The 13,010-nt window shown below is 60.4% G+C and carries 10 protein-coding genes and 1 rRNA gene; 5 read left to right on the top strand and 6 right to left on the bottom strand.

Annotated elements, in window-relative coordinates; genetic code table 11:
- Positions 1-31 precede the first annotated feature (31 nt).
- From ACP7E3_RS27300 to ACP7E3_RS27285, 4 genes are read right to left on the bottom strand one after another with little or no spacing between them, the layout of a single operon-like run.
- Positions 32-880 carry an ABC transporter permease gene (locus ACP7E3_RS27300; protein ID WP_057006034.1) on the bottom strand — a complete coding sequence of 283 codons (849 nt, stop codon included), beginning with the start codon at positions 878-880 and terminating at the stop codon, positions 32-34.
- A 12-nt stretch (positions 881-892) separates the two neighbouring features.
- On the bottom strand, positions 893-1,744 hold the full coding sequence (locus ACP7E3_RS27295; protein ID WP_046385131.1) for an ABC transporter ATP-binding protein: 852 nt from the start codon (positions 1,742-1,744) through the stop codon (positions 893-895).
- Between the two features lies 1 nt (position 1,745).
- Complete coding sequence (locus tag ACP7E3_RS27290; RefSeq protein ID WP_017845545.1) at positions 1,746-2,771, bottom strand: ABC transporter substrate-binding protein; 1,026 nt, start codon at positions 2,769-2,771, stop codon at positions 1,746-1,748.
- Positions 2,772-2,785: 14 nt separating this feature from the next.
- Complete coding sequence (locus ACP7E3_RS27285) at positions 2,786-3,679, bottom strand: TauD/TfdA dioxygenase family protein (RefSeq protein ID WP_126587678.1); 894 nt, start codon at positions 3,677-3,679, stop codon at positions 2,786-2,788.
- Positions 3,680-4,011: 332 nt separating this feature from the next.
- On the opposite strand from ACP7E3_RS27285, the gene ACP7E3_RS27280 reads away from it, so the two are divergent.
- The 5 genes from ACP7E3_RS27280 to ACP7E3_RS27260 all read left to right on the top strand — a co-directional run bounded on the left by ACP7E3_RS27280 (position 4,012) and on the right by ACP7E3_RS27260 (position 10,635).
- Positions 4,012-4,710: a GntR family transcriptional regulator gene (locus ACP7E3_RS27280; RefSeq protein WP_026139846.1), complete on the top strand. Its 699-nt coding sequence runs from the start codon at positions 4,012-4,014 to the stop codon at positions 4,708-4,710.
- Between the two features lie 379 nt (positions 4,711-5,089).
- Positions 5,090-5,848: a DUF3050 domain-containing protein gene (locus ACP7E3_RS27275; protein ID WP_426124960.1), complete on the top strand. Its 759-nt coding sequence runs from the start codon at positions 5,090-5,092 to the stop codon at positions 5,846-5,848.
- Positions 5,845-6,792: a diiron oxygenase gene (locus tag ACP7E3_RS27270; protein WP_046483732.1), complete on the top strand. Its 948-nt coding sequence runs from the start codon at positions 5,845-5,847 to the stop codon at positions 6,790-6,792. Before ACP7E3_RS27275 ends, ACP7E3_RS27270 begins: the two co-directional genes overlap by 4 nt.
- On the top strand, positions 6,789-10,157 hold the full coding sequence (locus ACP7E3_RS27265) for an amino acid adenylation domain-containing protein (protein ID WP_126587674.1): 3,369 nt from the start codon (positions 6,789-6,791) through the stop codon (positions 10,155-10,157). The genes ACP7E3_RS27270 and ACP7E3_RS27265 overlap by 4 nt, the downstream gene beginning before the upstream one ends.
- Positions 10,158-10,176: 19 nt before the next feature.
- The gene (locus tag ACP7E3_RS27260) at positions 10,177-10,635 is read left to right on the top strand and encodes an SRPBCC family protein (protein WP_057006040.1); all 459 of its coding nucleotides are present in this window, start codon (positions 10,177-10,179) and stop codon (positions 10,633-10,635) included.
- 39 nt (positions 10,636-10,674) lie between these two features.
- Here the strand turns inward: ACP7E3_RS27260 and ACP7E3_RS27255 are convergent, their stop codons facing one another.
- Positions 10,675-12,555: a methyl-accepting chemotaxis protein gene (locus ACP7E3_RS27255; RefSeq protein ID WP_426124957.1), complete on the bottom strand. Its 1,881-nt coding sequence runs from the start codon at positions 12,553-12,555 to the stop codon at positions 10,675-10,677.
- Positions 12,556-12,901: 346 nt separating this feature from the next.
- Positions 12,902-13,010 (bottom strand): 5S ribosomal RNA (gene rrf, locus ACP7E3_RS27250); the annotation flags it as partial.

Below are 13,010 nucleotides of genomic sequence, written 5' to 3'. Positions count from 1 at the left end.
CGTAACAGGGATGTCGCGTGGGGCTACAGCATCAACGCTGCATGCCCCAACGCTTCACGGTGAGCCGCTCGAACGTGTCGAACACCAGGTTTTCCACCAGCAAGCCGATCAGGATCACCACCGCCAGCCCGGCAAAAACCTTATCGGTGTACAGCTCATTGCGGTTCTGGAAGATGTACCAGCCCAAGCCACCTTTACCGCTGGTGGCGCCGAACACCAGCTCGGCGGCAATCAGCGTGCGCCAGGCGAATGCCCAGCCGATTTTCAGGCCGGCGAGGATCGACGGCAGTGCCGCCGGGATCAGGATGAACAGCACGAAGCGCATGCCCTTCAACCCGTAGTTGCGACCGGCCATGCGCAGGGTTTCGGACACGCCGAGAAACCCCGAATAGGTGTTGAGCGCCAACGCCCACAACACCGAATGCACCAGCACGAAAATCAGGCTGTTCTGGCCCAGGCCAAACCACAAGAGCGCCAGCGGCAACAGCGCAATCGCCGGCAGCGGGTTGAACATCGAGGTCAGGGTGCTGAGCAGGTCGCGGCCCAGTTGGGTCGAGACCGCCAGTGTGGTCAGGGCAAATGCCAGCACAATGCCGATCAGGTAACCCTTGATCAGCACCACCAACGAAATGCTGACTTTGCTCAGCAGCTCGCCACTCAGAAGCCCGTCGTAGAGCGCGTGAAACGTCTGCAAGAAACTCGGCAGCAATAGGTCATTGTTCTGGTAGCGCGCGACCGCTTCCCAGAGGATCGCGAGCACGATCAGGATCAACCCTTTGCGCAACCAGCCTTGTTGCCACACGCGTTGGCGCAGGGGCAGCTCGCGCTCCACGGGGACGCTGAGCAGCGGTTCGAGGGTGACTTCATATTCCTGGCGCATGGGAGGGGCCCTTCAGTAAGCGATGCGGATATCGGCGAAGCCCAACTCACGTTCGGCTTCGGGGGCTTCATCGAACAGCAGGCGATGAATCCTTCGCGCCGAGGCCTGGAATTGCGCACCGCCAAGGCTGTGCAGATCGTATTGATGGCTGTGGATTTCCGCGCGCACACGCCCAGGATGGGGCGACAGCAACAGGATGCGATTGCCCACCACCAGCGCCTCTTCGATGGAGTGGGTGACGAACAGCAAGGTGAAACGCACCTCTTCCCAGAGCCGCAGCAACTCTTCCTGCATCTTGCGGCGGGTCAGCGCATCGAGGGCGGCGAAGGGTTCGTCCATCAACAGGATTTTCGGCTGCATCGCCAGGGCGCGGGCGATGGCCACGCGGGCTTTCATGCCGCCGGAGAGGGTGTGCGGATAGGCGTCGGCAAAGGCGCCGAGGCCGACTTTGTCGAGGTAGTGCAACGCGCGTTCTTCGGCGTCCCGCCGCTTGAGGGTGTTCGATGCCAGCAGCGGGAACATGACGTTTTGTTTGACGGTTTTCCACGGCGGCAACTGGTCGAATTCCTGGAACACCACGATGCGGTCTGGACCGGGCTGTTCGACCCTCTGCCCCAGCAGGCGGATCTCCCCTTCGCAAGGCTGGATAAACCCGGCGATGGACTTGAGCAAGGTGGATTTGCCGCAACCCGACGGGCCGAGCAACACGTAGCGGTCGGCCGGGTCGATGTCGAAACTGACTTGGTGCGTGGCCCGCACCACGCGCTCGGGGGTGCGGTATTCGAGGCTGACGTTATCCACCGCCAGCAGCGCAGTGGCGGTGGGCAGGTTGCTGGCCGTGTGGCCTTGCAGGGGCGCGTTCATCTCAGCTTCCTTGCAGCGGCTTGGCGTCCTGGAAGAAGTAGTCCTTCCACGATTCCGGCTTGTTCTTGATTGCGCCGACGCGGTAGAGGAACTCCGCCAGCGGGTAAGTGTTTTTCGGCGTGACACTGAACTCGAATTGCGGGTTGTCGATGATTTTCAGCAGCTCGGCACGGTCGATCTTGGCCTTGGTCACGCGGATGTAAGTGTCGGCGGCGGCGCCTTTGTCGTGCTGGGCGAATTGCGCGGCTTCGGTCAGCGCATCGACGAATGCCTTGTAGGTTTTCGGGTTGTCGTTACGGAATTTTTCAGTGGCGAACAACACCGTCGGCGAGTTCGGACCCAGCAGGTCATAAGTGTTGAGCACCACATGCACATTGGGGTTCGCCAGGGCCTGGTCCTGGAACGGCGGGTTGGAAAAGTGCCCGGTCAGCTCGGTACCGCCGGCGATCAGCGCCGCCGTGGCGTCGGGGTGCGGGACGGCGACGGTGTACTGATCGAGGCGATTGAATTGCTTGTCGCCCCACTGCTTGGCAGCTGCGTATTGCAGGAAGCGCGACTGCACCGACACCCCCACCGCCGGTACCGCGATGCGGTCGTTATCGGTGAAATCGGCGATGGTCTTGACCTTGGGATTGTTGCTCACCAAGTAGTAGGGAAAGTTACCGAGGGAGGCGACGGCCTTGACGTTCTGCTTGCCGCGGGTACGGTCCCAGATGGTCAGCAGCGGCCCGACGCCGGCACCGGCAATGTCGATGGAACCGGAGAGCAACGCATCATTCACGGCCGCGCCGCCGGAGAGTTGGGTCCAGTCGACCTGGATATCGAGGCCTTCCTGCTTACCGTATTTTTCGATGAGGTGCTGGTCGCGCACCACGTTGAGCAACAGGTAGACGATGCCGAACTGCTCGGCGATGCGAATCTCACCTTCAGCCTGCGCCACCGTCGGGGCGACGAGGCTGCCGGCCAGCAGGCTGATACCCAGGCCGAACGTGGCGGCCAGCCGCGCAAATGGAATGTTTCTGGACATGGTCATGCTCCGAATCAGAAAGGCGCGTCGCCCTGGATGGTGGTGCGGTACAGCTTGCGGCGCAGATGGCTCGGGCAACCGGTAGCCAGGTGGATCAGCGAGCGGTTGTCCCAGAACACCAAGTCGTGGGGCTGCCAGTGGTGGCGGTAGATATTGTCCGGCAGCACGCTGTGGGCGTAGAGCTGGGCCAGCAGGTCGCGGCTTTCGTCTTCCGGCAGGCCGACGATGCGGGTGGTGAAGCCTTCACTGACGAACAGCGCCCTGCGGCCGTTTTCCGGGTGGGTACGCACAATCGGGTGGACCACTTCGGCGACCTGGGCGAGCTGCTCGGGGGTCAGTGTCGGGCGCCAGTTGCCTTCGAATTTGGTTTCGCTGTAACGCGCGGTGTAGGAATGCGCAGCGCTGCGGCCGTGTACGGCGTTGCGCAGGTGCTCGGGCAAGTGGTCCCAGGCCTTGTGCATGTCGGCAAACAGGGTGTCGCCGCCTTCGGCTGGCAGTTCCCGGGCATGCAGCATCGAGCCCAGGCTGGGCAGTTCTTTATAGGAAAGGTCCGAATGCCAGAACTTGCCCGCATCGCCCAGGCCGATGGCTTGGCCGTTTTCGATGATGTTGGAGACGATCAGGATTTCCGGGTGGTTGGCCAGCAGGAACTGCTTGAGCACATGGATCTGCAGCACGCCAAAGCGGCGACTGAAGGCGATCTGCTGGTCGGGGGTGATGCGCTGGTCGCGAAAGACCACCACATGGTGATCCAGGTGCGCGCGGTGAATGCGGGCGAAATCCTCGTCATTGACCGGGCGGGACAAATCCAGGCCGATGATCTCGGCCCCCACGCTGCCGGGGAGTGGACGAATCTCGAAGGTTTGGGCGTTAGGGATCGCTGCTGGAACAGTAGAGGTGGCTGACATGAATTCACTCCCGATCGGACAGGAGAGTGACTTTATAGATATAAGAACTGTATTTTAAATACTGTTAGAGAATATGCATAGACAGGAATGCACCGACGAAACCCTGCGTTGGGCGGCGGGAATGGCACAAACGATGGCGGTGAAGTGTTCAATGCAGGGCAATCCGACACCACCGTGTAAGACACCGCAAAAGCTCGATGTGGGCACCCAGAGTGGCGTGTTTAGCCGCTTACAAGCCGAAAACCTTGCTCGTTTGACAAGCCTGTAGGCAATCTCTAGTGTGCATTGGATCCAATAAGCCATTGCCATTCTATGAGGAGGCTAGCGTAGCCGTGACGCAAAAGCCGAGCCCTTTGAGCAGTATCAAGGTCAGCGGGCCTATTCCCGCCCATCTTGCTCGTTCCGTAATCGAAGAAACCTTGCGCAACGCCATCCTCGATGGCCGATTGCCTTGTGGTACCGCCATGCGCCAGCAGGAGCTGGCCAGCCTGTTCGGCGTCAGTCGCATGCCCGTGCGTGAAGCCCTTCGGCAGCTGGAAGCCCAGTCGTTGCTGCACGTCGTGACGCACAAGGGGGCGGTGGTTGCACCGCTGATCGAAGACAATTCGGCCGAGACCTACGCCCTGCGCATGCTGCTGGAGTCCGAAGCGCTGCGCTTGTCGATTCCGTTGCTCAGCGCAGACGACATTGCCCAGGCCGATGCCTTCATCACGGCGCTGGAACAAGAGAAAGACTATACCGAGATCGGCCGGCTCAACCGCCTGTTCCACATGGCGCTGTATGGCAAGGCCCCCAACCGGCGGCTACTCACGTTGGTCGAACACGGTTTGAATGAAGAGGAGCGCTTCCTGCGTTTCAACCTTGAGGCGATGGGGCTCGGCGAGACGTCCCAGGAAGATCACCGCGAACTGCTGAGCCTGGTGGCGCAGAAGAAGGTCGACGAAAGTATCCTGACGTTGCGCAATCACTTGATGCGAGGCATGGAGGTCATCAGCACTTACCTCAAGGGCCTTGAGGCGACCGGCAACTGAACTTTTCCAGCCTGCTTCACCGATCAAGCATTGCGGGGCGACCTTCGCTGTTGGCAGAACCTGCATCAAGACGCCCCGGTTAAAACTATTCGACTGCGCAATGCCTGCTAATGCTCGAGAAACTTCCCACGTTTAATAATATAACTTACCCACAACCGGAATTTTTTCGAAAAAACATCTAATACATTTATAAGCTCGCCCAAACGTTTAATCGGCTTATTATCTTTCTTCAATAAACCAAGCACCTCAACAGCCTGCACGAACCCTTGTTTGGGCAGCGCTGCGCGCGCTGCTTGGCTAAACGTTATCTGTCCGCTTTTGGGCTGCAAAAGCCCAGCACTGTTTTCAGAGCAGTCGCAACAACTTATAGGCATCAACTATGTATCAAGATTTACTTAAACAAAAAAAACTGCAGTTATGCAGCCATCCGTTATTTGAAAAAATAACTTCACTCGGCAAGTTACAAATCTTTATGGAAAACCATGTATTTGCCGTTTGGGACTTCATGAGCCTCACCAAACGCCTGCAACGGGACCTGACCTGTACACAATTACCCTGGCTCCCGCCGACCGACCCGCAAGCCGCCCGCCTGATCAACGAAATCGTGCTGGGCGAGGAGTCGGACGAACACCCCCGGCGCGGTCATTGCAGCCACTTCGAGCTGTACCGCGAAGCCATGCTCGAAGTGGGCGCCAGTACCCACGCTATCGATACGTTCATCACGCTGCAACGTCGGGGCGTCGAGGCCAATGCCGCCCTGGGCCAGGTCGATGTGCTGCCCGGCGTGGCCCGCTTCGTCGCCAGCACGTTGCACATCGCGTTGAATGCGCCCACCCATTGTGTGGCCGCCGCCTTCCTGCACGGCCGCGAAAGCATTATCCCGAGCATGTTCGAACGGCTGTTGCAGGGCAGTGAGATCATCAGAAGCCAGGCGCCAACCTTGGGCGAGTACCTCAACCGCCACATCGAACTGGACACCCAAGACCACGAGCCAGGGGCGCAGAGGATGCTCCAGGGCCTTACCGACAACGCACCCGAGCGCCAGCAACAGGCGGCTGAAACCGCGGTCAACGCCGTGGAAAACCGCATCAAGCTCTGGGACGACGTACACACCTTGCTGCAACAGGTGCGCCCATGAACATCAGCGCCTACCGCTCCATCGCCGAAGACTGGGAACGCCGCGCCACCATCCGCACTCGCCCTCGCCGCCTGCTGGAAAACGACGACAAACTGATCTACCCGCTGTGCCGCCAGCCCCTGGTGCTCAGCGCGACCTTCCTTGAACATTGCCCGCAGTGGCGCGACTTCGTGCTGTTGCAAAGCTTCTACAAATTCATCAATGACGTGGTGATTTTCGAAACCGAGATCGTCGACAGGACCGCGCGCAACATCGCCAAGAACCGTTTCGCCCTGCCCTTCCCCCTTGTGTGTCGCTATGACGCGATGACCGTCGTGGTGGACGAGGACTATCACGCCCTGGTCGCGCTGGACTTCCTGCAACAGACCGTGAAGATGACCGGTATATCACCGCTGGATCTGCCCGGGCAGATCGAACTGAGCCGCGCCCTGCCGGCGGCGCAGGCGCAAGCCCCGGCGCACCTGCGCGATGCGGTGGAATTGATTGCCGTGGCCATTGCCGAAAACACCGTGACCCATGACGTGGCGGCGTTTTCCAGGGACGACAGCGTCAAGGCCTCCATCCGTGGCTTGATGGCCGATCACCTGTTCGACGAAGGGCGCCATGGGCAGTTCTGGACACGCCTGGTGCGCCTCTATTGGCAGGCGGCAAGCCCGGCTGACCGCGATAGCATTGCGCCGGTCTTGCCCATCTTTCTGGCGCATTACCTGACCAACGAGCTGCAAAAATCCTTCGACCTGCAACTGATCGATCAGTTGGACGTCAGCGCTGACGTTCGCCATGCGCTGCGGGCCGACATGGCGGCACTGGAGTTCCCCATCACCCGCCACCACCCGCTGATCGGCAACATCATGGGCTTTCTGCAACACAGCGGTTTGCTGCAGACACCGAGCGTGGCCCTGGCATTGGCCGACTATCTGCCGGTGGCCGGGAGAGCGGCATGAGGCGCCTGACAATTGGATGGTTGGGTATCAGCCGTGCCCTGGATGCGGTGAGGGTGGAGCTGGAACAGTATGGTCATCTGTCGGGGCATGACGCTGCCGACCTGGTGATCGAGGACGGTAGCGAGTCACTGCCCGCGCACCTGGCCGCCGCTCCACGCATCAGCCTGCGCCTGGGCGTCGGCCCGCTGACGGAGCTTGGGTTGCCGCGGCTGCAGTTACGCGCTTATGCCGCCGGCCAACGCTTGCTGGCCGTGCTGGACCTTGCCGACGCGCCCAGCGGCAATGGCCAGCGACTGCGCCTGCAAGCGACAAGCGCGCTGGTGGAATGGGTCGCCGTGCTGGTCAGCGGCTTCGCCCGCGACCCGGAGTATTGCCCCGCCGCGGCCGGCACCAATGCCTGGCCCGAACACAGCTTGCAAAAGCTGGAGGCACTGGCGTTCGTGCATCGGTTCAATCACACCGCCGATGTGCAATTGCTGCAGGCAGCGCAGGTGCCGATAATCGAACGACTGCAAGCCAGCCTGCTCACCTTCGCCGCACGACCGGCGCTGAACATTGCCGGCCGTGTGCTGACCTACCGACAATTGCACGCTCAAGCACGGGCGATCCAGCAACGCCTCGGCCCACTGCTGGAAGGCCTCGAGGTACCACCGGTGGTCGGGGTGTGCCTGGAAAAAACAACGGCGTTGTATGCCAGCATTCTTGCGGTGCTGGGCTGTGGCGCGGTTTACCTGCCGCTGGCACCGGATCATCCGGCGCAACGCCAACAGGCCATGCTGGACAGCGCGGGAGCCAGGCTGTTGCTGGATGATGGCGGCCACCCACTGCGCGAGTACTTCGTTTCATTGGATGTCAGTGCGCTCGATCAGCACGACACGTCACCGTTGCTGCAGCATCGCCCCTCCCCGGATGCACCGTGCATGGTGCTCTTCACCTCGGGCACTACCGGCCGCCCCAAAGGCGTGTTGCTGAGCCAGAGCAATCTGGCCCATTTCACCGCCTGGTTCGGCGGTTGCATGGGGCTGGACGAGCAGAGTCGGGTACTGCAGTTCGCTTCGTTGAGCTTCGACGCCTCGCTGATGGATATCTTCCCCAGCCTGATTGCCGGCGCCGAGTTGATTGTTCCAAGCGAGGCGCAACGACGCGACCCGCAGCAGCTGGTAGAACTGATCCGCCAGCAGCAGATCACCCATGCCTTCCTGCCACCGGCGCTGCTGAGCATCCTGCCGCTGGACCAACCGCTGGGCCTGACGCACCTGCTGACCGGCGGCGATGCCTGTGAACCCTATGTGATCGAACGACTGGCCGGCCAATGCCAGTTGCACAACCTCTATGGCCCCACCGAAGCCACGGTGCTGGTCACCCATCGCACGTTGCGGCCCGGGGACAGCAATCGCAACGCCGGCCGTCCCATCGCCAACAGCCAGGTGCTGATACTCGATGAGCATTTACAGCCGGTGGACGAACAGGTGATGGGCGAGCTGTACATCGTCGGGCCGGGCGTGAGCCTGGGGTACTTGAACGCAACACAACTGCACGACGACCCTTTTGTCGAACTGGTACTGCCGGGAGGACAACCCGTGTGCGCCTACCGCAGCGGTGATTACGCAAAGTGGACCGGCGACGGCATCGAGCTGGGCGGGCGTCGGGACGAGCAAGTGAAGATTCGGGGGTTTCGAGTCGAACCCCAGGAGATCGAACAGTGCCTGCGTGCCAGCCGCCTGTTCCGCCAGGTGGCGGTGGTGATCGACGGTGATCGCAGGATTCGCGGTGTGGTCGCCCAGCCGGAACCGGGTGCCACGATGGACGACCTCAAGCAGCATGCACGGCAGTGGCTGCCTGATTACATGCAACCCGAGCGGTGGATCGAACTCGCCGGCCTGCCTTACGCGAGCAACGGTAAAGTCGATCGCCAGGCCTTGTTGCAACTGCCGGTGCAGCGCCCTTCGAATCACACCGCAAAGGCCGCGCAAACGCCGCTGCAGGTTGAGCTGTTGGGGCTGTGGCATGAGTTGTTGCAGCTTCCCACGGGCACGTTGTCCATCGATGACAGCTTCTTTAACGTCGGCGGCCACTCCATTTTGCTGTCGAGCCTGCTGCTGCGGGTTCGCGAACAATTTGGTCGCAGCCTGCCCCTGAACAGCTTTTTTGAAATGCCGACCATTCGCACGCTCGCGGCGCTGCTGGAGGACGGCCCGCGCGCTGCCGCACCCGTCGGCCAGGCGGTTCAAGACGCACAGCGGGAACCGGCTTTTGAAGTGCTGCCCGAGGACCGCGCCGGTGATCGTCGCAAAGTGATCGTGACGGGGGCCAACAGTTTTATCGGGGTCCACATTGTCGAAGCCTTGCTGGCCGGCGGTGCGACCGAAGTGGCATGCCTGGTGCGGGAACTGCCGAACCAGCCGGCAACGGTACGGTTCACCCAGGCGTTGCAGGAGTACCGCCTGGAACATCTGGACCGGAGCCGGGTGCAGGTGTACGCCGCCGATGTCAGCCAGCCTGGCCTGGGCCTGGCTGCCGAGGTGTACGAGCGCCTCGCCAGGGACTTTGGCGTGCTGGTGCATAACGCGGCGCGGGTCAACCATGTGATGGACTACGCGTCGCTGGTGAAAGACAACGTCGACCCGGTACTGGAATGCGTGCGCCTGTGTGAAACCCACAGCAAAAAAGTCTTCAACTTCATCTCGACACTCTCGGCATGCAGCGCCATCGACGCCGCGGGGCAGGTCCTCGAGTCGCCTGCTGCGGCGACACCGCCGATCTACATCAAGAATGGTTACAACCTGTCCAAATGGGTGGCCGAGCGGCTATCGGCGCGCGCGCTGGAGCAAGGTGCCTGGGTGAATATCTATCGTCCGGGCAATATCAGTTTCAACAGCCAAAGCGGTGTTTGCCAACCACAGAAAAATCGCCTGATGCTGATGCTCAAGGGCTCGCTGCAGTTGGGCCTGGTTCCGCGCTTAGCGGTGAACTTCGACCTGATGCCGGTGGACTTTTTTGCACGCTTCATCGCGTTCCACTGCGCTCATTTCGCAACCGGGCGCAGCGTGTACAACCTGCATAACCCACAACCCCTGAGCTGGGAGCAGTACCTCGATGCATTCCGCGACGCCGGCTACACATTCGAGCGGGTCAGTGTCGCGCAGTGGCAACGGCAACTGCGAACGGTGGGCCGCGAAAATGCGCTGTTTGGCGTGCTGGGTTTTTACCTGGACGGGTTGGGTGAAGACATCGGCGATACGTCGATGATCCGTCACGACAACGCACGCCGGGGCGTGGAAGAAATGGGTAAGCCGTACCCCGAGAAAAGCCCCGCGCTGTTAGGCAAAGGCTGCGACTACCTCAAGGCCATCGGCTTTCTCTGAACCGCCTCAGGACAACCTCATGAAACCGTTGCAACCCGATACATTGATCCGCAACCCCCGGGGCACACCAGTGGTGGCCTCTGTCGTAGTCACCTGCGAGGCCGCCAGGCTGTGGGGCTTGGTGGGGGACTTTGCAGGCTTTGATGCGTTCATTCCCGCCTTGTCGCACATCGAAATGACCGGCACCGGCGTAGGCGCTTTACGCACGAAGTATTTCCACGATGGCCATTGTGCGGTGGAGCAGCTCAACAGCCGCGACGAAGAGGCCATGTTCATGACCTGGACCACGGTCTACAACACCTTGGGCGTGGCCCGCTTGTGGGCGGCAATGCGTGTGGAGCCAATTGGCTGCGGATGCTCCAGGGCGACTTGGACGCTCATCGGCGAACCGGTCGACACCGCGCAGGAAGGGTTCGAACACTTTATGCAGAACTTCGCCGACGGCGCCCTGGAAAATGTCCGACAAATGCTCGGCTAAGCAGTAGGAGCGAGAGGCCTCGCTCCTATGCCGTTGAGGTCAGATCTTGAAACTGTCGACCAGTTGTTTCAAGCGGCTGGCCTGTTGAGACAACGCGTCACAGTCCTTCAATGTTTCATTGAGGTTGGCCACGCCTTGCTGGTTCAGCAGGTTGATCTGGTTGATGTCGACATTGAGGGTTTCCACCACCGCGGTCTGCTCCTCGGTGGCAGCGGCGACCGACTGGTTCATGCCGTCGATTTCAACAATCCGCTGCGTCACGCTGATCAGGCGCTCACCGGCCTGGTTGGCGACTTCGACGCTCTCTTCGCTGGAGGTCTGGCTCGCGTTCATGGTGGTCACCGCTTCACGCGAACCCACTTGCAGCGAAGTAATCATTTTGTGGATTTCCTCCGCCGACTCCTGGGTACGGTGAGCCAGGTTGCGCACTTCATCGGCGACCACGGCAAACCCGCGACCCGCTTCCCCGGCACGGGCGGCCTCAATCGCGGCGTTGAGCGCGAGCAGGTTGGTCTGCTGGGAGATGCCTTTGATCACATCGAGAATGTGGCCGATGTTATCGGTGCTGGCGTTCAAGGTTTCGATCTGGGTGCAGGACAGGCTGATCTTTTGCGACAGTTCGGACATCGCCAGGATGGTTTTCTCCACCACTTTGCGCCCATCGTCAGCCTGCTCGCTGGCACCACTGGCGTGCTGGGAAGCGTCAGCGGCGTTACGCGCGATTTCCTGGGTCGCGGCGCCCAGTTCGTTGATTGCCGCCGCTACGCTGTTGGTGCGCGCGCTCTGCTCGTCAGAACCGACGATCGAAGCGTTGGACGACGCCATTACGCGCTGGGACAAGTCATGCACCTGGCGTGTTGCCGAGGACACCTCGGAAATCGAGGCGTGGATACGCTCGACGAACTGGTTGAAGGCACTGCCTACCTCGCCAAACTCATCTTTGCTGGTCACGTCCAGGCGGCGGGTCAGGTCACCCTCACCCTGGGCGATGTCCTGCATGGCAACGCCCATGGTGGTCAACGGCCGCAGCAGTACTTGGATCAGCAAGCTCAAGAGCACCGCAATCGCCACCACGGCAATCAGCATGGCAATCAGCGCGGAGGTGCGGAATTTACCCAGGGGTGCGTAGGCTTTGTCTTTATCAATCGACAAGCCGATGTACCAGTCCGCACCTGGCAAGCCGGCGATCGGGGTGAAGGACAGAATGCGATCCTGACCGTTGAGGACAACATCTTGGTTAAGCTTCTCGATGCCGACGCTGGTGCCTGGGTAGATGTCCTTGAGGTTCTTCATCACCTGGCCCTGATCGGGGCTGACGATGACCTGACCGTCGCCGCTGACCAGGAACGCATGGCCGATGCCGCCGAAGTCTACCGAGTTGATGATCTTCACCAGCGTTTGCAGGCTCAGGTCACCACCGACCACGCCCAGCAACTCGCCGTTCTTTTTCACCGGCATGGCGATGGTCACGATCTGCCCACCCACGGCTGCCATGTAAGGCGGGGTCAGCATGGGTTTGTCAGCCGCCACGGCTTGCTTGTACCAAGGACGCTGGCGCGGGTCATAGCCATCGGGCATTTTTGCGTCGGGGCGTTGGGTGAACACGCCGTTGGTTTGGCCGACGTAAGTGAACTGGAAGTTCGAGGTGAGTGCGGGCTGATCAACCAAGCCTGGAAGATCTGCAGTACTGCCCTGGTGGGCCATGTTTTGTGCCAGGTTTTCGAGTATCAACACGCGGCCACTGAGCCAGTTCTGCACACTGCTGGCGGTGAGTTCTCCGGATTGCTGGATGGACGACTCCAGGTTCTGTTTGATGGTGCTGCGCTGTAAGTAATCGTTGTACAACGTGAATAACGCGAAGGCCAAGACCACGACGCCTGACGCGGCCAACAGAATTTTATGACTGAACTTTAGATTCATTTCATCGACTTCTTTTGCCAAAGGGGGGGAGCGTGCTGGGTGGAACATTCCATGTAACGCCTGGGCAGACGCTTGATCTGCTCCAAATCGGTGCACGCATGGCTCGTCAGGCTTTCGGCCAAATGAAGTGGAATCTTAAGGTTTTGTCAGAAAGATCCTCTTTTTGAGTGGGAAACAGACCGGCGGTACAAGCAAGGCGTCCGAAACTGCAAAGTCTTGCAGTTTTCGAGGACGGATGAGCATCGATCAGATGCAGGGAGTCAGCTGAGCAGATATGCGACCGAAGCAGACCTCTTAAACGACAAAACCCCTGTCTGCGCAAGCAGACAGGGGTTTTGGAATTTAATCTTGACGATGACCTACTCTCACATGGGGAAACCCCACACTACCATCGGCGATGCATCGTTTCACTGCTGAGTTCGGGATGGGATCAGGTGGTTCCAATGCTCTATGGT

The sequence above is a fragment of the Pseudomonas sp. PSPC2-3 genome (genome assembly GCF_049898265.1).
Classification (GTDB): domain Bacteria; phylum Pseudomonadota; class Gammaproteobacteria; order Pseudomonadales; family Pseudomonadaceae; genus Aquipseudomonas; species Aquipseudomonas veronii.
The sequence above is the reverse complement of the archived record's forward strand: the minus strand, read 5'-3'. Positions and strand labels throughout refer to the sequence as shown.